This is a genomic window from Streptomyces sp. NPDC058373 (assembly GCF_042723275.1).
GTDB lineage: Bacteria > Actinomycetota > Actinomycetes > Streptomycetales > Streptomycetaceae > Streptomyces.
Genome location: NZ_JBHXJE010000010.1, coordinates 3,212 through 26,862 on the forward strand (window position 1 = coordinate 3,212; position 23,651 = coordinate 26,862).

General features: G+C 69.3%; 24 protein-coding genes. 12 read left to right on the forward strand and 12 right to left on the reverse strand.

Annotation, left to right across the window (positions count from 1 at the left end; translation table 11 throughout):
• Positions 1–259: 259 nt before the first annotated feature.
• The 4 genes from aztD to aztB all read right to left on the reverse strand — a co-directional run bounded on the left by aztD (position 260) and on the right by aztB (position 4,552).
• A complete protein-coding gene (aztD, locus tag ACFWMZ_RS09030; protein WP_383171754.1) occupies positions 260–1,456 on the reverse strand; it encodes a zinc metallochaperone AztD in 1,197 nt (398 codons plus the stop codon).
• A gap of 53 nt (positions 1,457–1,509) precedes the next feature.
• A complete protein-coding gene (gene aztC / locus ACFWMZ_RS09035; protein WP_383172008.1) occupies positions 1,510–2,397 on the reverse strand; it encodes a zinc ABC transporter substrate-binding protein AztC in 888 nt (295 codons plus the stop codon).
• Between the two features lie 62 nt (positions 2,398–2,459).
• Positions 2,460–3,674, reverse strand: coding sequence for a hypothetical protein (locus ACFWMZ_RS09040; protein ID WP_383200454.1), 1,215 nt, complete (start codon positions 3,672–3,674; stop codon positions 2,460–2,462).
• A complete protein-coding gene (gene aztB, locus ACFWMZ_RS09045) occupies positions 3,671–4,552 on the reverse strand; it encodes a zinc ABC transporter permease AztB (protein WP_383171758.1) in 882 nt (293 codons plus the stop codon). Before aztB ends, ACFWMZ_RS09040 begins: the two co-directional genes overlap by 4 nt.
• 65 nt (positions 4,553–4,617) lie before the next feature.
• On the opposite strand from aztB, the gene aztA reads away from it, so the two are divergent.
• Positions 4,618–5,319, forward strand: coding sequence for a zinc ABC transporter ATP-binding protein AztA (aztA, locus tag ACFWMZ_RS09050; RefSeq protein ID WP_383171760.1), 702 nt, complete (start codon positions 4,618–4,620; stop codon positions 5,317–5,319).
• Positions 5,320–5,367: 48 nt separating this feature from the next.
• Positions 5,368–5,796 (forward strand): Fur family transcriptional regulator, encoded by a 429-nt coding sequence (locus tag ACFWMZ_RS09055; RefSeq protein ID WP_383200457.1) that lies wholly within the window; start codon positions 5,368–5,370, stop codon positions 5,794–5,796.
• Positions 5,797–5,838: 42 nt separating this feature from the next.
• On the opposite strand, the gene ACFWMZ_RS09060 is transcribed toward ACFWMZ_RS09055, so the two are convergent.
• Both ACFWMZ_RS09060 and ACFWMZ_RS09065 read right to left on the reverse strand, forming a co-directional pair.
• Entirely contained in the window at positions 5,839–6,627 is a 789-nt protein-coding gene (locus tag ACFWMZ_RS09060) for a TIGR03943 family putative permease subunit (protein WP_383200460.1), read from the reverse strand.
• A complete protein-coding gene (locus ACFWMZ_RS09065; protein WP_383200593.1) occupies positions 6,624–7,529 on the reverse strand; it encodes a permease in 906 nt (301 codons plus the stop codon). Before ACFWMZ_RS09065 ends, ACFWMZ_RS09060 begins: the two co-directional genes overlap by 4 nt.
• A 407-nt stretch (positions 7,530–7,936) precedes the next feature.
• Between ACFWMZ_RS09065 and rpmF the strand changes: the two genes are divergently transcribed.
• The 3 genes from rpmF (at position 7,937) to ACFWMZ_RS09080 (ending at position 9,783) form a co-directional block, all read left to right on the forward strand.
• A complete protein-coding gene (gene rpmF / locus ACFWMZ_RS09070; RefSeq protein WP_383171766.1) occupies positions 7,937–8,107 on the forward strand; it encodes a 50S ribosomal protein L32 in 171 nt (56 codons plus the stop codon).
• A 5-nt stretch (positions 8,108–8,112) separates the two neighbouring features.
• Positions 8,113–9,291: a GTP-binding protein gene (locus ACFWMZ_RS09075; RefSeq protein ID WP_383171768.1), complete on the forward strand. Its 1,179-nt coding sequence runs from the start codon at positions 8,113–8,115 to the stop codon at positions 9,289–9,291.
• A gap of 159 nt (positions 9,292–9,450) precedes the next feature.
• Positions 9,451–9,783: a WhiB family transcriptional regulator gene (locus ACFWMZ_RS09080; protein WP_383171771.1), complete on the forward strand. Its 333-nt coding sequence runs from the start codon at positions 9,451–9,453 to the stop codon at positions 9,781–9,783.
• 176 nt (positions 9,784–9,959) lie between these two features.
• Here the strand turns inward: ACFWMZ_RS09080 and ACFWMZ_RS09085 are convergent, their stop codons facing one another.
• The 3 genes from ACFWMZ_RS09085 to ACFWMZ_RS09095 form a co-directional block, all read right to left on the reverse strand.
• A complete protein-coding gene (locus ACFWMZ_RS09085) occupies positions 9,960–10,985 on the reverse strand; it encodes a GTP-binding protein (RefSeq protein ID WP_383171773.1) in 1,026 nt (341 codons plus the stop codon).
• Between the two features lie 175 nt (positions 10,986–11,160).
• On the reverse strand, positions 11,161–11,535 hold the full coding sequence (locus ACFWMZ_RS09090) for a hypothetical protein (RefSeq protein WP_383171775.1): 375 nt from the start codon (positions 11,533–11,535) through the stop codon (positions 11,161–11,163).
• 279 nt (positions 11,536–11,814) lie between these two features.
• Positions 11,815–12,375, reverse strand: a complete 561-nt coding sequence (locus tag ACFWMZ_RS09095; RefSeq protein ID WP_383171777.1) for a GNAT family N-acetyltransferase — start codon at positions 12,373–12,375, stop codon at positions 11,815–11,817.
• A 507-nt stretch (positions 12,376–12,882) separates the two neighbouring features.
• On the opposite strand from ACFWMZ_RS09095, the gene ACFWMZ_RS09100 reads away from it, so the two are divergent.
• From ACFWMZ_RS09100 to ACFWMZ_RS09110, 3 genes are all read left to right on the forward strand, one after another.
• On the forward strand, positions 12,883–14,703 hold the full coding sequence (locus ACFWMZ_RS09100; RefSeq protein ID WP_383171779.1) for an ABC transporter ATP-binding protein: 1,821 nt from the start codon (positions 12,883–12,885) through the stop codon (positions 14,701–14,703).
• The gene (locus ACFWMZ_RS09105; protein ID WP_383171781.1) at positions 14,700–16,469 is read left to right on the forward strand and encodes an ABC transporter ATP-binding protein; all 1,770 of its coding nucleotides are present in this window, start codon (positions 14,700–14,702) and stop codon (positions 16,467–16,469) included. The genes ACFWMZ_RS09100 and ACFWMZ_RS09105 overlap by 4 nt, the downstream gene beginning before the upstream one ends.
• 162 nt (positions 16,470–16,631) lie before the next feature.
• On the forward strand, positions 16,632–16,943 hold the full coding sequence (locus tag ACFWMZ_RS09110) for a hypothetical protein (protein ID WP_383172012.1): 312 nt from the start codon (positions 16,632–16,634) through the stop codon (positions 16,941–16,943).
• Between the two features lie 210 nt (positions 16,944–17,153).
• Here the strand turns inward: ACFWMZ_RS09110 and ACFWMZ_RS09115 are convergent, their stop codons facing one another.
• Together ACFWMZ_RS09115 and ACFWMZ_RS09120 are read right to left on the reverse strand one after the other, a co-directional pair.
• Positions 17,154–17,360: a chorismate mutase gene (locus ACFWMZ_RS09115; protein ID WP_383171783.1), complete on the reverse strand. Its 207-nt coding sequence runs from the start codon at positions 17,358–17,360 to the stop codon at positions 17,154–17,156.
• 119 nt (positions 17,361–17,479) lie between these two features.
• The gene (locus tag ACFWMZ_RS09120) at positions 17,480–18,325 is read right to left on the reverse strand and encodes a class I SAM-dependent methyltransferase (RefSeq protein WP_383171785.1); all 846 of its coding nucleotides are present in this window, start codon (positions 18,323–18,325) and stop codon (positions 17,480–17,482) included.
• Between the two features lie 269 nt (positions 18,326–18,594).
• On the opposite strand from ACFWMZ_RS09120, the gene ACFWMZ_RS09125 reads away from it, so the two are divergent.
• Genes ACFWMZ_RS09125 through ACFWMZ_RS09140 form a run of 4 tightly spaced genes read left to right on the forward strand, consistent with a single transcriptional unit; the run spans position 18,595 to position 23,339 of the window.
• The gene (locus ACFWMZ_RS09125; protein WP_383171788.1) at positions 18,595–20,064 is read left to right on the forward strand and encodes an ABC transporter substrate-binding protein; all 1,470 of its coding nucleotides are present in this window, start codon (positions 18,595–18,597) and stop codon (positions 20,062–20,064) included.
• A 4-nt stretch (positions 20,065–20,068) separates the two neighbouring features.
• Positions 20,069–21,043 carry an ABC transporter permease gene (locus ACFWMZ_RS09130; protein WP_383171791.1) on the forward strand — a complete coding sequence of 325 codons (975 nt, stop codon included), beginning with the start codon at positions 20,069–20,071 and terminating at the stop codon, positions 21,041–21,043.
• Positions 21,040–21,861: an ABC transporter permease gene (locus tag ACFWMZ_RS09135; RefSeq protein WP_383171793.1), complete on the forward strand. Its 822-nt coding sequence runs from the start codon at positions 21,040–21,042 to the stop codon at positions 21,859–21,861. The genes ACFWMZ_RS09130 and ACFWMZ_RS09135 overlap by 4 nt, the downstream gene beginning before the upstream one ends.
• Positions 21,858–23,339, forward strand: coding sequence for an ABC transporter ATP-binding protein (locus ACFWMZ_RS09140; RefSeq protein WP_383200463.1), 1,482 nt, complete (start codon positions 21,858–21,860; stop codon positions 23,337–23,339). The genes ACFWMZ_RS09135 and ACFWMZ_RS09140 overlap by 4 nt, the downstream gene beginning before the upstream one ends.
• A 74-nt stretch (positions 23,340–23,413) precedes the next feature.
• Here the strand turns inward: ACFWMZ_RS09140 and ACFWMZ_RS09145 are convergent, their stop codons facing one another.
• The gene (locus ACFWMZ_RS09145; RefSeq protein ID WP_383171797.1) at positions 23,414–23,611 is read right to left on the reverse strand and encodes a ferredoxin; all 198 of its coding nucleotides are present in this window, start codon (positions 23,609–23,611) and stop codon (positions 23,414–23,416) included.
• Positions 23,612–23,651 lie beyond the last annotated feature (40 nt).

The following is a 23,651-nucleotide window of genomic DNA, read 5'->3' on the forward strand; positions in this document are numbered from 1 at the left end:
TCCTCGCTGCGGGGTGGTCGGGGGTGGTTTTTTTTTTTTCATCTCCCTCCCGCCTGGTTTTGTGGGTGGGGGGGGGGGGGGGGGGCCCCCCCCCCCCCCCCCCCACCACCCGTTCTCTGTTCACGGACCACGACGGGCAGATGCGTCACGGATGCTGACGAGCAGGCGCGCAGACCAGGCCGGAGAACGCGAGGAGCGCGCCCCCAGCAGGGAACGCGCTCCTCACCTCAAGGCCGGACTGCTACAGCCCGTTCGGCGGTCAGTGGGCGTTGACGCCGCTCACCTCGTTGGGGGCCTCGTCAAGGTCGGTGCTGGCCAGCTGCTTGCCGCTCTCGATGTCGATGGCCACGAGCTTCTTGCTGGTCGGGTCGGAGACGTACGCGGTGTGGTCGCGGACAAACAGGGCCGGGCGGGGCTGCTGCCAGTCCAGCGGCTCCTTCCAGGAGTCGAGCACCGAGATCTTCTTCTCGACCTTGCCCGTCTCCGGGTCGATGACGTGGATCTTTCCGTCCGTGCCGAGCACGAGGGCCTCGCCGTGCGGGCCGCGGGCCAGCGAGCGGAAGGTGTAGCTGGTCCCCAGGTCGACCAGGCGCATCTTGCCGGTCTCCGTGTTGATCAGGGAGACCTTCTCGGGGCGCTCCAGCTCGGCGTCGGGGTCCTGCTTGTAGTCGCCGAGGACGACGGCCGACTCCTCGGAACCGGCCTGGTTGCCGATCCGCCCGTACTCGGTCGGGCTCTGGACCTTCTTGATGGCGCCGTCCTTGTAGACGAGGACGCCGTCCTCGCAGCCGATGACGACCGCTTCGTCCTTCGCGGCCGCCTCCCCGTGGACCTCGGGGCACTTCTCGCTGCGCGTGATCTCCTTCCGGTCCTTGTCCAGGACCTTGATGCCGGTGCGCTTCTCCTCCGTGCCGAGGGTCGTCACCAGTTCTCCGTTGGCGAGCTGGATGGCGACCCCGTGGTGCGGTGCGTCGGAGGAGTATGTCTCGCTCTTCGGCTTGGAGTCGCCGAGGTCGGCCGGGTCGAAGATGGTGACCTCGCCGGTGCCGTCGGAGAAGAGGATGGTCTGGCCCGCGTGGCGCACGACGTGACCGGGCTTGCTGCCCTTGAACTCGACGTCGGTCAACTTGCTGCCCACCGCGTCCATGACGCGGAAGCCGGTCGAGGTGGAGACCATCACGTGGCGGTCGTCGCCGGCCGGGTTGACGCGGTTGAACCCCTCCAGGGGTATGTCCTTGGCGACCTTCAGGGTCGTGCCGTCCAGGACGTAGAGGCCGCCGTCGTAGGTGGTGACGATCGGGTCCTTGACGGCCGTGGCCGAAGAGCCGGCCTTGTCGCTCTTCTCGCCGGTGCCGGCGGCCTCCTCCTTCCCACCGCCGCAAGCGGTGAGGGCGACGGAGGTCGCGAGGAGGACGGTGAGTGCGGCAGCCGTCCGGGGGCGGGCCATGTGCTTCATTCTGTGTTCTTTCCTCTCCATGACCGCCATTCATCGAGAATGACGGTGGGTGGCTATGGGGTACTCAGGCCGGTTGCGATGGACGCGGTGTTGGACCGCATCATTTCCAGGTAGGTCGCGGCGCCCTTCCCTTTCTCGGTCAGGGACTCGGAGAACAGGGGGACGACGTCCACCTCGGTGTCGGTCTCGCGCTTCAGCACCTGGGCCAGTCGGTCGGGCTGCGAGGAATCCACGAAGATCGCTCGGACGCCCGCCTTCTCGATCGAGGTGGAAAGCGATTTGAGGTCGGAGGCGCTCGGGGACGCGAGGGTCGTGCCGCTCGGGATGACGGCGCCCACGATCCGGAATCCGAAGCGCTCCGCGAGGTAACCGAACACGTGGTGGTTCGTGACTAGCTGACGCTTCTCCGAAGGTATGGCGACGAACTTGTCCCGCATCCATTCGGTGAGATCGTCCACCTTCTTTCCGTAGGTGGACGCGTTCTTCGCGACGGCGGCCTTGTCGACCCCCGCCACGTGGTCCGTCACCTGGTCGGCGATGAGATCGACGGCCTCGCGGACCCGCTCCGGGTCGGTCCAGAAGTGGGGGTCGGACGTACCGGCGCTCTCCCCGGACGCGTAGGTGATCGGGTCGACGGCGTCGCCCACCGCCACCGTGGCCACGCCGGCCTCCTCGGCGGCCTCCACATGGCGCAGGACGTTCTCCTCCAGGCCGAGGCCGTTGTACACGACCAGGTCGGCCTGTTCCATGGCGGCGGCCTGGGGAGCCGAGATGCCGAAGGAATGCGGATCGGCGTTGGCCTGCATCAGCACCGTCACATCGGCCTGGTCGCCCACGACGTTGCGGGTGATGTCGCCGAGGATGTTCGTCGTGACGACCACGGAGGGCCGGTCCTCCTCACCGGCCGCGCAACCGCTGACAGCCAGTGCCAGCACGCCCATCAGGCCGGCGAGGAACGCGAGGGCCGCCGACGAGCGCGTGCGCGAGGCCACGGGGCTGGTGCTCATCGTCCGGTCTCCACCATGTGTGTCGGAGTGAAGTCCAGGGGGAAGGTGCGGGCCACCCGAAGGTGGTCGTTGTAGTCGATCTCGTGGACCTTTCGCGCCGCGGCGTCGTTGACGTACGCGCGGGTGGTGTCGACCTCGATCGAGGCCGAGGCGCCACTCTTGGACAGCAGCTTCTTGTGGTCGGTGGCCTTCTTCGTCTCGATGTCGTACGCCGTGAGCCGGCCGTCCTTGCCGAGCGCGAGCAATGGGGCTCCCTCCCCAGCGGTGTTGACGGCGGTCACCGGTCCCGTCTCGATCCGCGTCCAGGCGCGGTCGGTGACATCGAGGACCCAGACGGCGTCGTCGCCCGAGGGGGCCGTCAGCGTGGTGCTCCCGGCGCGGTGGTGGAAGTCGACGGCCCGCTCGGAGGCGTTCACCCTCGTGCCGTAGGGGATCTTCTCGGCGGTGAACTCGCCCTTCTCCTGGCTGACCAGCAGCGCGCCGTCGGCACATCCGAAGACCACCCCGCGGCGGGTGACGGCCTCGCCGCTCACCTCTGCACACGACTCCTTCAGTGTGGTCGCGGAGCCGCCGTCCCGGTCACGGACCTCGACGGCGTCCTGGTCGGCGCCCGCCGCCGTGACCAGCAGATGCTCCTCGTAGGGCACGACCGACCCGTCGGCGGTGCCGGTCAGCGCGTCCGCCTTCGGGACGGAGCCGCCCTCCAGCTTCTTGCGGTCGAACAGCAGGTGGTCGCCGTCCGAGGAGGACATCGCGGTGACGGCCGGATCGCTGCTGACGTGGGTGATCTCCTTCCCCTTGAGAGTGCCGACGTCGCGGATCTTGGCGCGGTAGTAGTGGACGTGATCACCGTGATCCACCATCCAGGCCCCGGTGTCGACGATGTGTGTCGCGTCGCTGCTGCCGAGGTAGGCGAACCGGCCGTCGGTGCGCAGACTCTCCACTCCGCTGACCTTCTTCAGCGGAGTGACGTCCTCGGTGATCAGGTCCAGGACCCGAACCTCGCCCGTCTCTCCGTCGGCGAGTACAAGACGGGACTGCTGTTCAGAGGTTTCCTCGGCACCTTCCACATAGCCGTGGGGCTTCTCCGAGGCGACGGGCTTGTCGTCAGGCGTCGCGTCACTCTGGCTCTGACAGCCGACGAGCAAGGCGGTGCCTGCGAGGGTGGCGCAGGTGAGAGCTGCGGTGAGGGGTTTCTTCCTGAAGGTCATGACGCGTGCCCGTATTTCATGTGTGAGCGGTCTGTCGTGGTGGGGAGGGGAGTCGAGCGCGCCCGGCGGTTGCCGAGGCCGGCGGCCAGCGTGGACAGGAGGAACTGGAGTACCGCGGTCCCGGCGATGGTCGCTCCGGCTGCCGTGTTGAGGTGCCAGGAGATCAGCAGGCCGACGAAGGTCGCGCTGATTCCGAGTAGGGCGGCTCCGACCATGATCGTCGGGACGCGCCGGGCCCAGGGCAGCACGGTTGCCGGCGGCGCGATCAGGAGACCGAAGACCAGCAGCGTTCCCACGATGTGGAACGACGCGACGATCGCCAGAGTGAGGAGCGTCAGCAACGCCACATGGGCGAGGCGCGGCCGGAGTCCCAGCGTGTGTGCCTTGCGTTCGTCGAAGGCCAGCGCGACGAAAGGCCGGTAGCCGAGGACGGAGATCGTCAGAGCGATGATCAACGCGCCGCACAGGTAGGCGAGGTCGGTGGTGCGCACGGCGAGTACGTCACCGAAGAGGAACCCCGTCAGGTCGACGGCGAAGGACTGCGACCGGCTGACAATGATCACGCCCAGTGACAGCATCCCGACGAAGAGCAGTCCGATGCTGGTGTCCTGCGACAGGCGAGGGGACCGGCCCACCGCGTTGACGCCCAGTGCCATGACCGCCGCGCTCGCCGCGGCGCCCAGCAGCAGATTTCCTCCCAGTAGAGACGCCAGCGCGATGCCGGGGAGCATGCCGTGCGACATCGCGTCTCCGAAGAAGGCCATCCCGCGCAGCACCACCCAGGTGCCGGCAAGGGCGCAGATCAGCGATACGAGGACGCCGCCCCACAGGGCCCGTTGAACAAAGGTCACTTCGAAGGGACCCACCAACCATTCCATGGGGCAGGACACTACAATGAAAATGATTATCACTCCACAAGGGGGTGACGGAGAAGGGAGCAGACGTGCAGGACCAGGTGGCGCTCGAGGGCGTGTCGGCGGGCTACGTCAACCGTGAGGTACTGAAGCAACTGACCGCACACGTACCAGCGTTCACCACGACCGCGATCGTCGGGCCGAACGGCTCCGGGAAGTCCACCTTGCTCGGTGTGATGGCTGGTGTGATCCCGGTGACATCGGGTTCGGCGAAGCACCGTACGGGGAACCGCGCGGCCTTCGTGGTACAGCGCAGTGCGGTCACCGACACTCTTCCGCTGACCGTTCGGGAGACTGTGGCCATGGGCCGGTGGGGGCGGCTCGGGCTGTGGCGGCGTCTGTCCCGACAGGATCGGGTGGTGGTGGAGGAGAGCATGGACCGGCTCGACATCACCTCTCTTGCCGACCGCCAACTGGGAGAGCTCTCCGGAGGGCAGCGTCAGCGTGCTCTCGTCGCCCAGGGGCTCGCGCAGGAAGCGGACCTGCTCCTGCTCGACGAGCCCACCACGGGCCTCGACGCCACAGCCCAGCGACTGATCTCGAACGTTCTGGCCGAGGTGACGGCGCAAGGGTGCACGGTTGTCCAGGCGACTCACGACCTGGAGGCCGCCAGGTCGGCCGGCCACCTCCTGCTGCTCCAGGACGGCGTGGTTCTGGGGGAGGGTGTCCCGACGGAGGTGCTGACCGGTAAGGCGATTGAGCAGGTCTGGCAGATCCCTGTCGGAGCGTGACGCGCGCCGCAACTAGTTGACAGCGTCAACCCGCTCCGAGGAGACGAAATGGCCACTGCTTCGTCAGCCGCTGCCGATGACTGGCGGGCGCGACCCCATGCCGCGGACCGGCGTCCCGAGGTGCTGGACGCCCTTCGGCGGGACGGAGGCTTCCTGACCGCTCAGGGCCTCCACTCCCTGATGACGCGAGGAGGAGTGCGGATAAGTCTCACAACGGTGTACCGGGCATTGTCGGAAGCGGAGCGGGCGGGACGGCTCGAAGTGATCCGTGCAAGCAATGGCGGGAAGTCCTACCGGTACTTGCCGCCTGTGCACGAACACCACATGAGATGCCGGGTCTGCGGATCGTGCGTCCCCTTCGTCTCGCGAGTACTGGAGGACTGGGTCGAGCAGCTGGGGCCTCGCTACGGGTTCGACCAGGTTCGGCATGCCGTCGTCGTGACGGGCGTCTGTCCTCGTTGTCAGGTTTCTGGCTGAGCGCGGTGCAGGCCGGCCCGGTGAGGTGCCGCGAACGAGGTTTCAGCCGGCCCCCTCCGGAGGCCGGTCGGTATAGGGGAGCGGCGGCTCGGGGATGGTGTGGATGGTGGTGGCGTCCACGGCGAGAGCCGCGGTCGGTGTACCGAGTCTGCCGGCCGGGTGCCAGGTACCGGTGACCCGCACCCAGGAGTCCTCCCTGGGTGCGGGCACTCCGCGCACCGAGACCTTGAGGGACTGGGAGTCCGCGGCACAGCAGGCGATGAGATGACGGGTCAGGTCCCAGGTTCCGTCCCCACGCGGTGTGACGAAGCCCCGCATGACCACGCTGCGGCCCTCCAGGCTTCCCTTCTTGTCCTGCTGGGCTCGTCCGATGAACTCGGTGAGGGAGAGTGGGGCCGGGCCCGCGGCGGAAAGCGGCGGGAAGCGCTCGTAGGTCGCGACGACCACTTCAGTGTCGCGCGCCGCAGTGTACGAGCCGAGCGCCGGGGGAGCGAGAAGCAGCAAGGCCACGGCCGGCGGGAACATCAGCCAAGCGACCCGGGGCCCCCGCGAGTGATCATGGCCGTCTTCCGATGCCGGAGGCGGTGGGACGTCGCCACGGCGGCTGACGGCTCTCTTCCGGCCCGCGTGCGGAAGGCCGTGCCCAAGGCTGAAGAGGCCGGAAGTGATGACTCCCAGCAGGCCGGTGGCGAGCAGGATGAAACCGGAGGCGACGAGGAAAGGCTGAAGTCCTTCTTTGACATAGCGCAGGCTGATGTCGCTGAAGAGCGAGACGCGCAGGAGCCCGGCGCTGATCAGGAGGAGGAGTGCGGACTGGAGAGGTGGCCTCACAGCAGCCACCAGCCGACAAGTGCGCTGCTCAAGATCGCGACGATCGCGGTGGCGAGCGAGAACCGCCAGGCGAAAAGGCGTCCGAAGGTACCCGCCTGAAGGGCGATCAGTTTCAGGTCGACCATGGGGCCGACCACCATGAACGCGAGCCGCGCGGTCGGAGAGAAACCCGTCAGTGAGGCCGCGACGAAGGCGTCGGCCTCGGAGCACACCGCCAGGACGATGGCCAGGAGCGCGAGGAACAGTACGGAGAAGACCGGATTCCCTGAAAAGGTTTCCAGCACGGTCTTGGGAACCAGCACGTTGAACGTTGCCGCGGCCATCGCACCCAGGGCCAGGAATCCACCGGCGTGCAGAAAGTCGTGCTGGAAACCGAGGCGGAACTCCACCCACCGACTGCTCCCATGTTGATGTCCGTGACGCCGCGGCGGCATCCGCAGCCAGTGGTCCCGTCCGAGGCGCAACCACAGCCACCCCATCACCATCGAGACGGCCAACGAGGCCACGAGCCGGGCAAGGACCATTCCCGGGCTGCCTGGGAAGGCGACTGCCGTGGAGACGAGCACGATGGGGTTGACGGCGGGCGCCGCCAGCAGAAAGGCGAAGGCCGCGGCCGGCGTCCCCCCACGGCGGATGAGGCTGCCCGCCACCGGAACGGACGCGCACTCGCAGCCGGGAAGCACCACACCGGCCGCACTGGCCACCGGCACGGCCAGCGAGGGACGCCGAGGCAACGCCTTGGTGAAGGCATCCGCCGGTACGAAGGCGTTCACCGCCCCCGAGATCAGGGTGCCGAGGACGAGGAACGGCAGAGCCTGAACGGTCACCGCCACGCAGATGGTCTGCCAGGCTCGGAAACCTGGATGAGCGACCCAATCAGCCAACCCCCCTGCCCACAGAATGGCGCCGAGAACCAGGAGGGAAAGCGCTCCGCCCACGACGTAAGGGGAGGAAGGCGGAAGTCGTCCGCACTGTTCGCGGAATGGCTCTGAACGCCGGGAGGTTGTTCCCGAGCTGCCAAATCCTGCTCATTCGTACTCCGCTCCGGTCGTCCGGGAGGAATTCACAGTATCGAGGCTTTCGTGCTGCGGAGGGATTGGATGAGCCGGCTCCTCTGTGCTCACTCGCCTGGTGTACCGACGGTGGTGGCCGGCGAAGGCGGGGAGGGTGATGAGAAGGCGGCGCCCCGGAGGGTCCGAGTGGGATGGAGAGAGTGTGGCGCGAGCGCACGCCTCTTGGGGGCGGCAGTCATTTTGGTGTTGACTATCATTTTCATGTAGCGTTCCTCCCGACACCACAGGAGGCCCTCATGGCAGTACCCAAGCGGAAGATGTCCCGCAGCAACACCCGGCACCGCCGCGCGCAGTGGAAGGCGACTACGCCCCAGCTCGTGCCGGTGGTCGTGGACGGAGTCACCCACCAAGTGCCGCAGCGGCTGGCGAAGGCGTACGAGCGCGGCCTGCTCACGCCCGGAGACTGATTCCTGTGGTGCGAGATCTTCTCCCCGTCACCGTGCTCTCGGGGTTTCTCGGGGCCGGCAAGACCACTCTGCTGAACCATGTCCTCGCCAACCGCGAGGGCCTGAGGGTGGCGGTGATCGTCAACGACATGAGCGAGGTCAACATCGACGCGGCGCTCGTGCGCGGTGGTGAGGCCGCGCTGTCGCGTACGGAGGAGCGGCTGGTCGAGATGACCAACGGGTGCATCTGCTGCACCCTGCGCGACGACCTGCTCGAAGAGGTGGACCGGCTCGCGCGAGAAGGGCGTTTCGACTATCTGCTGATCGAATCCAGCGGCATCTCGGAACCCATGCCCGTGGCGGCGACCTTCTCCTTCCCGCGCGACGACGGGGCGATGCTCAGCGACCTCGCTCGGCTCGACACAATGGTCACGGTGGTCGACGCGGCCAACTTCCTCCCCGAGCTGGCACGGGGTGACGAACTCACCGAGCGCGGACTCGACCAGTACGAGGGTGATGAACGTACCGTCAGTGACTTGCTGATGGACCAGATCGAGTTCGCCGACGTCATCGTGGTGAACAAGCTGGACCTGGTGGCAGAGCGGGAGCGGGAGCGACTGCACGCCACGCTCAGCCGGCTGAATCCAAGTGCCCAGATCGTCCTCGCCAGCTACGGGCGGGTGGAACCCTCCGAACTCCTCGGCGCCGGCCTCTTCGACTTGGAGAAGGCGCAACAGGCTCCCGGCTGGGTTCGGGAACTCAATGGTGATCACGTGCCGGAGACTGAGGAGTACGGCATCTCCAGTGCCGTGTTCCGCTCCAGCCGCCCCTTCCACCCGGAACGGCTGTGGACGTTCGTCACGGACGAGCTGGAGAATGGCAGGTACGGCAAGGTACTGCGCTCGAAAGGCTTCTTCTGGCTGGCCAGCCGCCCGCATGTGACCGGGCTCTGGTCGCAGGCGGGCGCGGTAGCCAGGTTCGAGCCATCGGGTGCTCGCCTCGGCGACGCCGCGGCACACGGCCAGGAGCTTGTCTTCATCGGCACGGAGCTTGCCACGGAGGCGCTCATCGCGGCGCTGACAGAGTGCCTGGTGCGCGATGAGGAGCCGTGGCCGACATCTGATCCCTTCCCTGAGTGGGACACCTACGGGATCGACGACGCCTGTGAGCACGAGCCCACTGCCGCGCCGGCGGTGGGCGTCTGAACTCCGGGCCGGACGGTGGACGCAGCCACGGCACCGTCCGGCCCGGTCCTTTCTCTTTTCTCGCAGCCGAGTCGCGGCTCGTCGATTTGGTCGCTCATTTCCGACCGCTCGCTTGTCCTCCGTGAAGACGGGGCCGCCGGGTACAGGGAGAAGTTCCGTATGGCAGATTCCAGCTGGGCGGCCCGGGGGCTGTGCCGGACGGTCGGCCCGGACGACCTGTTCGTTGAAGGCGCTGCTCAGAAGCGCGCCAAAGAGCTGTGCGGCGGATGCGGAGTATGGACCGAATGCCTGGCTGAGGCATTGGACGAACGCATCGAGTACGGCGTCTGGGGCGGCATGACCGAGCGGGAACGGCGGGCGCTGCTCAGGCGCAGGCCGACCGTCACCTCCTGGCGGCGGCTCCTGGAACAGGCGCGTACGGAGTACGAGCCCGCCGTTCGGAACAGTCGGCGTGGCGTCTCGCGGCCTGCGACCGGTGGGGGGCGAAGGTGACCCCGGGCCGAGTGGAGGGCCACTTGAGCAGCATGGTCCAGGCTCTCCATGACGGCCCACACCGCCAGGTCAGCCTTGGGCGTCGGCCGAGTTGGCCCGCTGAGATGAGACTGATCCCCATCGGACGGAATCTCCTCCCGTCCGTGCGTGACGGAGCAACCGCGTTCCTGTCTCTGTCACCGCGTGCCGGAGCCGCCCATGAGCGGGTCCGGCACAGCGGCCCAGCCGGCACTTCCCAGAGACAGTTCGGCATCGGTGAGCAGCGCGGAGCTCAACGTGTCGTGGATGACAGCCTTTTCGAGACCGACACCCGTGAGGACGAGTTCGTTTCGGCGTTCGCCGTAGTACTCGTGCCAGAACCACGCAGCCAGGGTGCGGCGTTGCGGGGATGCGGCCGCCCAGGCGTCAGAGGCGGTCGGCTCCAGCCAGCGGTCCCGTTCCCGCAATTCCAGGTAAGGGCCGGCGGAGCGCCAAGCCAGCACAGACTCGGGGTGATTGCAGAGCCACAGGTGGCCTCGGCCGCGGACAACTCCGCGCATCACGACGGAGAGCGCGTCGGCCAGACGACCGGGATGGAGAGGGCGGCGCGCTCGCCACGGGATTGACTCCACGCCGAAGTCGCAACCCTGGCGTGCATGCGGAACGATCACCGGTTCGAGCCGGGCCCGCCACTCCTCCTCGAAGTCCGCGGGGAGGGGCCGGTCGAAGGGGGCGGGCCGTGCCAGGCCGGTCCGCGGGTCGCCTTCCGGTGCGACCAGCTCGGCGCGTGGGTTCAGATGGGAGGCCACAGCCGTCGCGGCGGACGTCTGCTCGCCGTCGTCCGTCCTGTCGGGCGACACGATCAGGGTGTCTGCCGCCTCCACCTGCCGCGCGGCCGCTTCGGCCGCCCTCACGCCTTCGCGATGCTCGCGACCGTTCCACAGTTGCACGCTCCGGCGTACGTGTCCGATCTCCTTCATGAAGGACGTCGGTGCGAGGCCCACCATCACCGGCGCGGCGTCGAAACGGTCCCTCAAGGGGCCGCCCGCGATACGTGCCCGCCACAGTTCCACCAGGAACGGCAGGACGTCCACGTCTTCGGGCAGGACGAGAACGACGTGTACCGGTCCCGCTTCGCGCCGCAAGGACAGCAGGTCCTGACGGAGGATGACAGCAGGGTCGCCTGTCGCCCCCCAGGACTCCGTCGGGAAGGAGCCGTCCACGCTCGACAGAGAGCGCTGGACCGTCGGGTACTTCCCCCGTCGTGTCCTCTGTATCGACACGGCCAGTATCACGGCGTGCGGGGAGCGGCGTGACAAGTGGTCGAGCACGGTGGCCCGGGCGCTGGGAGTGTTGCCCGACACCGCGCTCAACAGGCCTTTTCGCACAGTGCTGGCCTCAGTTGAGCCAGGAGACGTGTCGGCGAGCGGGTGCCGCGTGGAGGCGGGCGGGCAGTGTTCCGTCATCGGGCCTGCCCTTCTCCAGCCATACGGCCACCGCGTCCACGTCCACCGAGGTCTTGAGGGGGCCGAGCCGTACAAGCGGCCCGGTGGGGGAGCGGTCCACCTCGCACGGCTGGGCGACCGCGTGCAGACCACGGTCACTTCGGCAGTGCAACACCTTCTGAAGGCACCCCGTGGAGACCATGACGCCGTGCGGGCATGAGCGGACGGCGCGCCGGAGCCTGTCCCCAGAGCCGTTGTCCTCGGTGTGGCAGGAGGTGCAGACGACGAGCGTGAAGGGACCGGTCGGAGGGTGGGCGATGTCGGCCACGTGGGATCTCTCCCCTCTTAATGAAAATGGTTACCATTTTTATATCACGCTAGAGGGGTGCGCCAGAAGGCGCGAGTCTGGCAAGGGGGGGTGGGTCAATAGGGTCGGGCGTCGGTGTGCGTCATCTCCTGTGGTGTCCCCGCTCCTGTGGTGTCCCCGCCGGGAGCGAGTGGCGCGGAGGCCCGAGGGGAGTCTCGACCTCCACCGGGAGGGGGTTCTTCCCCTCGGGCTCATGGCCTCTGGTCTCGCATGGGGCCAGGGCCCGCGCAAGGGTCCGTGTCAGAGGCGTAGGCTCATCAGGATGTCGTCCCGGTCATCGCCGGGTGCCACGCGCAGTGCGCCCGGCCACCGGCCGACTTCGCTCCAGCCCGCCTTGCGGTAGAAGTCCTCAAGCCCGAGTCCGGCCCGGGCGCTGAGCTGGAGCCGCTCCAGGCCCATCTCGTCCCGGGCAACGGTCTTCACGCGCCGCATCAGCACGGCACCGACCCCCAGGCCTCGACAGCGGACGTGCGTCTGCACGTGGTTCACCGTGCCGCAATGGGCTGCGAGAGGGTGCTGTTCGCGCCGCAGTAGCGCCCATCCGGCGAGTGTGTCGTCGTCGAGGATTGCCAGAAGGAGCCTGCTCCGGGGTGGTGACAATTCCCGGACGATCGTCTCGACCGCCGGGCGGAGTGCTGCTTCGCTCACCGGTGGGAGAGGGCAGTCCATGGGTACGACCGCTCCTCCGGCGTTGATGACGGCCGTCCAGCATGCGGTGAGTTCGCGCCGGAGGCTCGCGGTTGCTTCCTGCGGCCGGCTGATCTGCGTGGTCAGGGCGACTGTCGGTTGGTGTGCTGTCACATCTCGGTACCTTGCCAGTCGCGCGGAGCTCCTGGGGGTGGGTTTCGCTTCCCTCACCACTGTTCCCCGGGGCTGTGCGCTGGTTCGGCAGCCTGGCCGGGTGGGGGTGTGGCGGGAGTGTCGACGGGTTTTCGCCTCGGGTGGCCCCGGAGTCGGGAGGGCTGTATTGAATATGGATGTCATTGTCGACTACCTTTCGCCTGTCGCGTCGGTGACCGCATGGCGCGCGAGCGAGGCCGCCCGGGTCGCGCAGCATGGCGCAGAGGAGCGGGCCGGACACAGGTGGTGAGTGGCGGCGTATCGAGGGCCGCAGCTCTATGGGGTAGCCCGCTCCGGGAACCTGCGTGAAGACCGCCGCCACCGTCCCGGATGCCGGCGCTCGACGCCGTTCCCCTCCCGAGGCGCGCGCAACAGGCTCATCCCCGAGATCGGAGTGCTCATCAAGTGAAGTCACCCTCATCCGAGCCTGCCTCGGTCTCGGTCCCCCGGGATTCGGAGGACTCTGGAGTGGGCGTCGAGGTGCCCTCGCGTCCGCTCTTCGCGCTGGCGGCCCCTGTCCGGGGACGGCTGGCCGCGGCCGTCGGTCTTCAGGCTGTCGCCGCCCTCGCCGGAGTGGTCCCGTTCATCGCCGTTTCACAGATCGCTGATCACCTGGCCGGCGGGTATGCCGACAGCGGCGCACTGTGGACGTGGGTCATGGTGGCCGGCGGAGGCGGGCTGCTCGCCCTGGTGTGCGGCACGGCGGCCGGCGTCCTGGCCCACGTCGCGGACAACGACCTCCAGCTCATCCTCCGCCGGCGCCTTGCCCGGCACATCGGGCAGCTGCCACTCGGCCGGCTGACCAGCAGGGGGACCGGCGAAGTCGAACAGGCGGTGCGGGACGACGTGAGCGCGCTGCACACGCTGTTCGCCCACACCCTGCTCGACATCGTCGCCGTCCTCGTCGCTCCGGCTCTGGCCTTGGCCTACTTGTGCACGGTCGACTGGCGCCTCGCGCTGGTCAGCGTCGTGCCTCTGATGCTGGGTATCCTCCTGTTCAGTCACGCCATGGCGGGGGCGGCGGCGCAGATGGCCGCGTTCGGTGCCGCGGTGGGGCGGATCTCCTCCGCCGCCGTGGAGTTCGCGTCGGGCATCGCGGTGTTCAAGACCTTCGGACGTGAGCGCAGGGCGCACGAGCGCTTCGTAGAGGCGACGCGCGGGTTCGCCGAGTTCTTCTCCCGCTGGGTCCGGACGACGCTGGTCAGCTCCACCGCCGCCGTACTGGTGGTCGCACCGGCCGTCGTTCTGCTGCTGCTGACCGTGGTGGGCGCGGTGTTCGTCACGCAGGGCTGGATGACCGGTGCGGCACTGGTGCCCTTCCTCCTGCTCGGCCCGGCCGTGGCCGCCCCCATGGGTGTCGTGGGCCCCCGCGTCCAGCAGATCCGGGCCGGAGAGGCCGCCGCCGTGCGCATCACCGAGCTCCTGCGGTCCCCCGCGCTTCCCGAGCCGGTGAGTCCGTCTCTGCCCGATGGTCACCATGTGTCGATGCGGGGAGTGTCCTTCTCCTACGACGGCAAGGCCGATGTGCTCAGTGGCGTGGACCTGGATCTCGCACCGGGCACCGTCACCGCACTCGTAGGCGCCTCCGGCTCGGGCAAGTCCACGCTCGCCACGTTGCTGCTCCGATTCCACGACGTCACGGCGGGCGCAGTGACTCTCGGCGGCGTCGAGCTCCGAGCCATCCCCGCGACCGAGATCTACCGCCGGATCGGCTTCGTGCTCCAGGACGTACGGCTGCTGCGGGCGAGCGTCGCCGACAACATCCGGCTGGGCCGCCCCGACGCCACCGACGAGGAGGTCGAACGGTGTGCTCGTGCCGCGCGCATTCACGAGCGTGTCATGGCCCTGCCTGACGGTTACGCGACCGAACTCGGCACGACCGTCTTTCTCTCCGGCGGCGAGGCCCAACGTCTGTCCATCGCCCGGGCGTTGCTCGCAGACGCCCCGGTTCTGGTGCTCGACGAGGCGACCGCTCATGCCGATCCGCACTCCGAGGCACTCATCCAGGAAGGGCTGTCCGCGTTGGCGACCGGCCGCACCTTGCTCGTCATCGCCCACCGCCTGTCGACCATCCGCTCCGCCGACCGGATCGTGGTACTGGAGGACGGCCGCGTCACCGAGCAGGGCACTCATGCCGACCTGCTGGCCGCCGAGGGGCGCTACGCGGCCCTGTGGCACGCCCAGGACGCCGGGCAGCCGGACCGGACGGACGACGAGTCCCGCCGCAAGCCCGCACCCGCCACCGCACACGGGGCGGCCGACGACGTTCGAGAGGGAAGGACACGATGATCCGTCAGCTCTACCGCGTCGTTGGGCCGGAAAGCTCCCGCCCGCTGAACCGGCTACTCGTTCTCCAGTGTGGTGCAGCTGTCCTGGAGGGCGTGGCTCATGCCCTGCTGGTGCCGGTCCTGAACACTCTGCTCAGCACCGACCCCGAGGACGTGTGGCCGTGGCTGGCGGCGTTCGTTCTCTGCGTGCTCGCACACACCGCGCTTCAAGGAGCGGCGGTCAGCCAAGGCTTCGCGGCCGGCTCCCAGCTCTCTCGCGTGCTCCATCGCCGTATGGCCGAGCAGGCATGGCGCCTGCCGCTCGGCTGGTTCACCGCTGGTCGCACCGCCGAGTTCAGCAGGCTCGCCGGACAGGACGTCATCCAGGTGATGAGCACGCCGGCCCACCTGCTGCGCCCGTTCGTCACCTCCTTCCTCACTCCGGCGACACTCGTGGTGGCCACCTTCTTCCTCGACGTGCGCATCGCCTTGGTCCTGCTGGTCTGCGCGCCCGTGCTGTTCGCCGTGCAGGCGGCGAGCGCGGCGGCCATGCGCCGACTCGACCTCGGCCGCGACGCCGCGATCGGCGAGTCCGCCGACCGCGTCCTGGAGTACACACGGAACCAGCCGGTGCTGCGCGCGTTCGGTCGCACGGTGGAGGGGTACGGAGCGCTGGACGACGCCCTGGCCGGCGAGGCGCGAGCGGACCGGCGGCTCATCACGCGAAGCCTGCCCGGACTGGTGTCCTTCTCGGTCGCCACCCGAATCGTGTTCGCGCTGCTGCTCGTGCTGGGCGTCTCCTGGCAACTCGACGGATCGCTCACGGTTCCTACCCTGCTGGCTCTTCTCGTGCTCCTGGTCCGACTGATCGACAGCATGTCGTCGGCCGCCGAGACCGGGGCGGGAATGCGTATCGCCCGCAACACCCTGGACCGGCTCGGTGCGTTCCTCGACGCGCCGCCCTTTCCCCAGCCCGCCCAGCCGAGGAGGCCCGGCGACGCCAGTGTGGAGTTCACTGGAGTCGGCTTCCGCCACGGGGGCGACCAGAGGGAGGAGGGGGCCGTGCTCCCCGTCCTCAAGAGTGTCAGTTTCCGTCTGCCGGAACGCAGCATGACGGCTCTCGTCGGGCCCTCCGGGTCGGGCAAGACCACGATCGCCGAGCTGCTCGCCCGTTTTCGGGACCCCACCGAGGGCGCCGTCCGCATCGGCGGAGTCGATGTCCGTGAGATCGCCGCCGAAGACCTGGCCGCTCAGGTGTCCCTCGTGTTCCAGGACGTGTACCTCTTCGACGGCACGATCGAGGAGAACGTCCGTATCGGAGCCCCCGAGGCGGGCCCGGGCGAATTGGCTGGGGCAGCTGCGCTGTCCGGACTGGACCGTGTCATCGAGGAGCTGCCCGAGGGATGGGCGACGAGGGTGGGGGAGGGCGGAGTGCGACTGTCCGGTGGGCAGCGCCAGCGCGTCTCCATCGCCCGCGCCCTGCTCAAGGACGCGCCGATCCTCGTTCTCGACGAGGCCACCGCCGCGTTGGACCAGGAGAACGAGGCGCTGTTCGCCAGGACTGTGCGCGCGCTGGCCGAGCGCAAGACCGTCCTGATCATCGCGCACAGGCTGAGCACGATCGTGAACGCCGACCAGATCCTGGTGCTGGAAGCGGGCGAGATCGCCGAACGCGGCACCCACGACGAGCTGATCACAGCGGGCGGCACGTACGCCTCCTTCTGGGAGCGACGGAGGCAGGCGCACGGGTGGCGACTGGGGAGCGGTGCCGTTCACGAGGTGTCTTGAAAGGCTCGAATCACGCTTGGGTAATACAGCGTGAAAAGCGTTATCAATTCCAATACGCGGAGCGTTGAATTCGCGCGTGTCTTTCGCGGTGATCTCGCGTGCATCGGTAATAAATGGTGCAGGCGTGCCGTGCGCAGTGCGCGGCACCATGAACGCACGGAGATGATCAGCGTGGCGACAGCTACGGACCACCAGCCGCACCCCGGTCACGACCACACCCATGGCGAGGGGTGCGGGCACGTGGCGGTACCGCACGAGGACCATGTCGACTACGTGCACGACGGGCATCTGCACCGCGAACATCAAGGTCATGTGGATGAGTGCGAGGTCGGCGAGCATCTTGAGCACTCCGGGCACTCACACACGCACGGCGAAGGCTGTGGCCACGCGGCCGTTCCTCACGGCGACCACGTCGACTACGTGCACGACGGCCACCGGCACGCGGCTCACGAGGGCCACTGGGACGACCACTGACGCGTCGATCCACACGGTCCGATAAGGAATTCCCGGGCGGGGGAATCACAGCCGGATGCAAAGAGTGAAGCTCGGGCGCTGGTGTCGTCCGGGGAGGCGCGAGGGTTTTACGGCGGTGCTGGGCTCAGCCATTCGTTGGTGGCTGAGCCCAGCACCGCCGTTGCGTGGCTCACGTGGGTTCGTCGTACCGAGCGGCAACCGGTCGATCTGTCAGTACGGTCGCCCCAGTTCTGTCAGCAGCATGGCCAGTGAGACGCCGGGGCGCCCGAGTGCCTCGCCGTAGCGTCGCAGCACTTCGTTCTCGCGGGCGAGTTCGATCGTCGGCCTTCCGGTGGCCCGTCTCCGACTGGTCAGATACGCGCAGACGTCGGTGCGGCGTCGGACCAGCTCGATGATGGCCGAGTCAAGCTCCGCCAAGCGCGTCTGGATGTCCTCGGGGTTGTCCGTCGCTTTGGGGATGTGGGCGGTGCCTTCTCGTGCGAGGCCGACGAGAGGCGCCGCTCTGCCGTTCGGCGGTGGACGGCGTACCGACGACATCAGCGGCGTCCGGTCACCAGCAGGGCGGGATGGACGAGGTAGTAGCCGGGCTCGTCGACCACGTACTCGGGATTTCCCGGCGTGAGCAGGACCTCTGCCCGCGCGAGGTCCTCCCCGGTCATCCCCGCCTCCCTGCCCTGGCAGCGGGCACCTGCCAGCAGTTGGGGCCACACGACGTCCTCCAGGTAGGGGCGGACCGTCGGGTCCGTGTCCACGGGGAAACCGATCCGGGGCAGGACGTGGAGGCGCAGGTCGCGCAGGCCGGCCGCGGTCAGCCAGTGCAGGTGCCTGGCGTAGTGGTGCGGCCCGTCGGCGGGAACGCCCCAGTCCAGCTCCGACGCGGTGAGGAGTTGCCGCTCCAGGCGGGCGTGGCCGGGGAGGAAGGTCGAGCTGTAGTAGTTGCTCGTGAAGAGCGCGAGTACGCCGCCCGGTGCGAGGGCTTCGGCCAGTCGTGTGACGGCCGCGGCAGGGTCCTCGACGTTGCCCGGCCAGATCGCGTCGCTCGCCCAGACCGCGTCGTAACGGCCTTTCTCCGAGGCCCTGGCTGCCACCTGGAGCAGGTCGGCGGCTTCCGTGTGCACCTGGTGGAGGACGCCCGCGTCCGCCGCGTGCTGCCGGGCCAGCGTGAGCGCGCTCTCGTTGCGGTCCACACCCAGGACCCGCGCCTGCTCACCGGCCGCGCGGGCGAGGGCGACCAGGCCGCCGCCGGCGCCCGTGCCCACGTCGAGCACGCGGCGACTGCCCGCCAGGTCGAGCAGGCCGACGGCCTGCTCGACGGCCGGGGTCATGAACGCCCGATTGGTCGTCAGGTAGGTGATCAGTCCTGCTTCATCGACATCCGCCATGATCGGAAGCCTAGTTGGTAATCATTTTCATGTAAACCTTATTGAGAACGATTATTATTTCCATATGATGGCTTGAGGCGACCAGGCCATGCGTCGACCGGCCGGGCCGGGCCCGCTTCTCCGGCCTGCCCGCGTGTGAGCGCCGGCGGAGCCGCGCGCCTCGGCGGCCGGCGGCGACGAGCCTGTGCCCGGTCCCCTGTCTCTTCTCCCGCAAGCAAGGACAAACAGTGAGTGATCTCCCGCGTCGTACCTTCTTGGGCTTCGGTGCCTTGACCGCAGCGAGCCTCTCCGGGCTGCTGACCGCCTGCTCCTCCTCTTCGGACGGGGGCGGCGACGACGCGCCAGCGACGGTGCGGGCGGCCTTCGCGGGAGGGGGATCGAGCGAGACGTTGAACTACTTCGTCGGGCCGACCGCCCTCGACTTCGTCCGGGCGCGGCTCGTCCACGCCCCTCTGGGAACCATCGACGCGGCACAGCCGGACGGGGTCAGTTACGGGATCCTGGAGTCCATCGAGATCAGCGACGACCTCAAGTCGTACACCCTGCGGCTGCGGGACTCCGTCACCTTCACCGACGGCTCCCCGGTGACCGCTGCCGACCTGCTCCACTCGCTGCGCGCCCCGGACGAGTTGGAGGGCCTGCCGTTCACCCGTCTCGTCGGGCGCAACTTCGACCTCTCCGCCGCCCGCAAGCTCGACCGGCGCACCCTCCGCCTGCCCACGGCGCAGCCGATCGCCGACGGACGGCTGCTGCTGTGCCAGAGCATGCTGGTCATCAAGGACGGCACCACCGAGTTCACCCCGAGTACGCCGTCCTGCGGGCCGTTCCTGATCGACACCTTCGAGCCCGGGCAGCAGACGGTGCTGCGGCGTAACCCCGACTACTTCGGCGACGAGGCCCACCTGGACGAGATCCACCTGCTGTCCATGGGCGAGGCCGCCGCGAGAGTCAACGCGCTCAAGGAAGGCCAGGCCGACTTCGTCAGCGGGGTCTCGCCCTTCGAGGCGCGGTCTCTGGCGAAGGACCGGCGTTTCACCGTGGGGGCCGGAGAGCCGCCGTACGTGTCGAACCTGCGCTTCGAGATGAACCTGTCGCACGCGCCGTTCAAGGACGAGCGGGTGCGGAGGGCCTTCCGCCTCGCCGTCGACCGCCAGGCCATCGTGGACACGGTGTACTACGGCCGCGCCGAGCTCGGCAACGACGTCCCGGCACTCGGCTTCCCCGGGTACGCCAAGAGCCTGGACCAGCGGACGCACGACCCCGAGAAGGCGAAGGCACTGCTGCGTGAGGCCGGCCACGAGGGGATGGCGATCGAGCTGACCGCCGGTCCTGAGCTGACCGGCATGGTCGAGACGGCCACCCTGATCGTGGAGGACCTCCGGGCCATCGGGGTGAAGGCCCGTCTGAAGGAGCTGCCGGCCGGACAGCTCTTCGCCGACTACGGGGCCTACCAGCGCCTGCCGTTCGCCGCCGGTTACAACCCGCCGGCCCCCTTCGAGGCCAACCACACCCCCGGATCGTTCCCCGACGTGGACAAGCTGCTGGCCACCGCCCGCAGCGCCCTCTCCGAGAGCGACCGGGAAGCCGCCTCGCACCAGGCGCAACACCTGCTGTGGAAGAAGGGCAACCAGATCATCCCGGTCTTCGTCCCGACCCTGGACGCCCACACCGACCGGCTGAGCGGTGTGCGGTCGCTTCAGTTCCCGGACCTCTCGGCCGCCGAGATCACGTCGGCGTGATCGCGTGATCCGGTTCGGGCTGGCCCGTGGTGTGACCGTCGTCTCCACGCTGCTGCTGCTGTCGGCCGTGCTCTTCTTCTCGACCGAGGCGTTGCCCGGGGACGCGGCGGGGGCTCTCGTCGGCCCGGATGCCACGGAGGACCAGCGGGCGGAGGCCCGGGCACGCCTCGGTCTCGACGAGCCGGCCGTCACCCGCTACGTGGCGTGGCTGGGGGATGTGCTGACCGGCGATCTCGGTCGTTCCTCCGCCGCAGGCCGGCCGGTGACCGAGGTGCTCGCCTCGCGGTTCGGCAACTCGGTGGTGCTGGTCGGGCTCGCGGTGGCCGTCATCGCCGTACTCGCCACGGTGTTCGGGCTGGTCGCCGGTCTCCGGGCCGGCCGTCCCGGCGACCGGCTGCTGTCCTCGGTGACGGTGGCGCTGATCGCGCTGCCCGAGTTTCTCCTGGCCACCGGTCTGGTCGTGGTGCTGGCCCACCTCGGCGGGCTGTTCCCCGCGGTGTCGATGTTTCCGCCCGGCGACTCCCCGTGGCGGCATCCGGAGATGCTGGTGCTGCCCGTGACCGCCCTGGTGCTGGGCGGCCTCGGAGTGGCGACTCGTCTCGTCCGCGCCGCGGTGGTCGGCGTCGCCGAGAGCCCCGCCGTCGAGCAGGCCCGGCTCGACGGGGAGTCGGGTGCGCGGCTGGCGTGGTCCTACGTGCTGCCGGCGGCCGCCGCTCCGGGCATCCAGGGCCTGGCCGTGATGGCGGCCGGATCGCTCGGGGGAAGTCTCGTCGTCGAGACGCTGTTCAACTACCCGGGTGTCGGCAGTGAGCTGGCACGAGCCGTCACGTACCGGGACGTGGCGATGGTGCAGGGGCTCGGGCTGAGCCTCGCGGGTGCCGCGCTGATGATCCTGTGCGTCGGCGACCTGCTGGCCGGGCTGCTGAACGTCCGCTCCCGCCCGTGGTCCCGGCGTCCGGCCGCACGGAGCGCACCGTGACACGTACATTCGGCAGGCGGCTGCTGGTGGCAGCTCTGCTCCTGGCTGCGCTGGTCGCCCTGGCCGGCCCGTGGCTGCCGCTGCCCTCGCCGACCGAGCGGGTGGGCGCCCCCTTCGAACCGGCAAGCTGGTCGAGGCCCTTCGGCACCGATGTGCTGGGCCGCGACGCGCTGGCCAGGACCGCGCACGGCGGGCGGACCCTCGTCCTCCAGGCGCTGGCGGCGACCGCACTGGGCAGCATGGTCGGCCTGGTCATCGGTACCTGCTCGGGGCTGGCCCGGGGCGGGCCACTCAAGGGCCTCCTCCATGTCGTGGACGGCCTGGCGGCCGTACCGCCGCTCCTGATCACTCTGCTGATCGCTGCGGGCAGCCCCGGCAGCGATGTCGCCGTGCTGGTGGCCGTCACCCTGGTGAGCCTCCCGTTCTCCGTGCGGGTGATCGGTGCGGCCACCGCCCGGCTGGCAGATCTGGCCTACGTACGCACCGCGCTGGCCCGGGGAGACAGCAGGTTCGCGGTCATCCGCCACGACATCCTTCCGAACATCGCCTCGGAAGCGTGGGCCGAGGCCGGACTGCGCTTCATCGCCGCCACGCAACTCTGCGCGACCATCGGCTTTCTGGGGCTGGGAGCACCGGCGCCGGCCGCCAACTGGGGCCGGCTGGTCCGGGAGAACGCGGTGGGCGCAGGGGCCCAGCCGTGGCCGGTGCTGGCTCCCGCCCTCCTGCTGGTCGTGCTCGCGCTCGGGACGACCCTTGCCGCAGATCGCCTCACGTCTCCGGTCAGGCGATCACGAGACGAACGGAACACAGAGGCATGACACTGGTGGAGGTCGCGGACCTGAGCCTGGCGTGGGCGGAATGCGGCGTGCTCTCCGCGTGTTCGCTGACGATGCGCCCGGGGGAGCGGGTCGGCCTGGTCGGCCGGTCGGGATCGGGCAAGACGGCGCTGGCGCACGCGCTGCTGGGCTACACGAGGCCGGGGCTGACCCGTCTCGGCGGGACGGTGCGAGTCGCGGGCCACGACCCGTTCTCCGCCGTCGGCGCACGGCGGGTGCGCGGCCGCCTGGCCGCCTATCTGCCCCAGGATTGCGCCAGTGCGCTGCCCGCCGAGCACCGGATCGGATGGGTACTGGACCGTGCCGCCCGGCGGGCAGGAGTGCCACGGGCGGAGCTTGCGTCCTTCCGCGCCGAGGCGCTGGAACAGTTGGGGCTGCCCGCCGACCTGGCGCGGGCCTTCCCGCACCAGGTGTCCGGAGGCCAGGCCCAACGGGTGGCCCTGGCCTCGGCCCTGGCCGCCGGCGCGGAACTCATCGTCCTGGACGAGCCGACGAGCGGCCTCGACCCGGGTACGACCGAAGACCTGATCCACCTGCTGCGCACAGCGGTCCGCCAGGCGGCCATGCTGGTGGTGAGCCACGACATGGCGGTGGTCGACCGTCTCACCGACCGCCAGGTCGGTCTGACGCACGGCAGACTCACCGAAGTCGGCGACGTGGTCGGCAGCGTCGCCCTCAACTCCCCTCGGCGACCGGGCGACAGCCCCTCACCACGGCGGGCCGGGGAGCACAAAGCCTGCGTCGTGAAGGCGGAAGGCGTCCGAGGAGGACCAGGGCCCGAACCCGTCCTGCGAGACGTGGACCTGACACTGGACGCCGGCGAGTCCGTGGCCGTCATGGGCTCGTCCGGAGCGGGCAAGACCACGCTGGCGCGGATGCTGGCGGGAACGCTGGAGCCGACGGCGGGGCTCCTCTGGTTGAACGGCTCTGCCCAGCCGTGGTCCGCCGCGCGCAGGCCGGTGGCGGAGCGGCTGTCGGTGGCCCATGTCGATCAGGACAGCCGTGCCGCGCTCAATCCCCGCGAGACCGTCGGCAAGGCTCTGGAGAGGGCCCGACGCGCAGCGGTCCGTGGCGGCCTCACTCCGCTGCCGGCCACGGAGTTGCTCGGCGCGGTCTCCCTCCCCCCGAGCGCGAGCCACCGCCGCCCGAGCGAGCTGAGCGGCGGGGAACGGCAGCGGGCCAACCTCGCCCGGGCCCTCGCCGCCGGGCCGCGCGTGCTGCTCTGCGACGAAGTGACCGCCTCCCTCGACGGAGCCACCGAACGGGAAGTGCTCGACACCCTGGCGACGTTGCGGGACGAGCAGGGGCTTGCCCTGCTGCTCATCACCCACAGTGCGATCGTCGCCGCGACGGCGGACCGGTGCCTCATGCTGACGGACGGCACCCTCCGGCCCCAGGCCGCGGGGCGGCGTCCACCTCGACGCCGAGCTGAGGCACGACGGGGAACGACCAGCGGCTGAAGCGCGGGAGCAGTGCTGACCGGCCTCCACCGGTCAGCACTGCTCCCGCGCAGCAATGGTCGCCCCGGAGGCAGTCACTCCTCGCGCAGTGTGATGGCGCCGGCGGGACACCGGTCCGCGGCGTCGCGGACGGCGTCCCACTCCGCGGGCGAGGGGCCAGAGTCGCGCAGTACGACCAGGCCGTCGTCCCCGTCCTGGTCGAACACTCCCTCGGCGGACAGCACACACTGCCCCGCACCGACGCACAGGTCACGGTCGACGGATACGCGCACCGGGCCCCCTCCCCACCTGTGCGGCCACCCCGGGGCCCGT

Bases quoted from the DNA above. Each gene is read 5' to 3' on its own strand.
- aztD (WP_383171754.1), bottom strand. From the start codon at position 1,456: ATGAAGCACATGGCCCGCCCCCGGACGGCTGCCGCACTCACCGTCCTC.
- aztC (WP_383172008.1), bottom strand. From the start codon at position 2,397: ATGGGCGTGCTGGCACTGGCTGTCAGCGGTTGCGCGGCCGGTGAGGAG.
- ACFWMZ_RS09040 (WP_383200454.1), bottom strand. From the start codon at position 3,674: ATGACCTTCAGGAAGAAACCCCTCACCGCAGCTCTCACCTGCGCCACC.
- aztB (WP_383171758.1), bottom strand. From the start codon at position 4,552: ATGGAATGGTTGGTGGGTCCCTTCGAAGTGACCTTTGTTCAACGGGCC.
- ACFWMZ_RS09055 (WP_383200457.1), top strand. From the start codon at position 5,368: ATGGCCACTGCTTCGTCAGCCGCTGCCGATGACTGGCGGGCGCGACCC.
- rpmF (WP_383171766.1), top strand. From the start codon at position 7,937: ATGGCAGTACCCAAGCGGAAGATGTCCCGCAGCAACACCCGGCACCGC.
- ACFWMZ_RS09080 (WP_383171771.1), top strand. From the start codon at position 9,451: ATGGCAGATTCCAGCTGGGCGGCCCGGGGGCTGTGCCGGACGGTCGGC.
- ACFWMZ_RS09105 (WP_383171781.1), top strand. From the start codon at position 14,700: ATGATCCGTCAGCTCTACCGCGTCGTTGGGCCGGAAAGCTCCCGCCCG.
- ACFWMZ_RS09110 (WP_383172012.1), top strand. From the start codon at position 16,632: ATGATCAGCGTGGCGACAGCTACGGACCACCAGCCGCACCCCGGTCAC.
- ACFWMZ_RS09120 (WP_383171785.1), bottom strand. From the start codon at position 18,325: ATGGCGGATGTCGATGAAGCAGGACTGATCACCTACCTGACGACCAAT.
- ACFWMZ_RS09140 (WP_383200463.1), top strand. From the start codon at position 21,858: ATGACACTGGTGGAGGTCGCGGACCTGAGCCTGGCGTGGGCGGAATGC.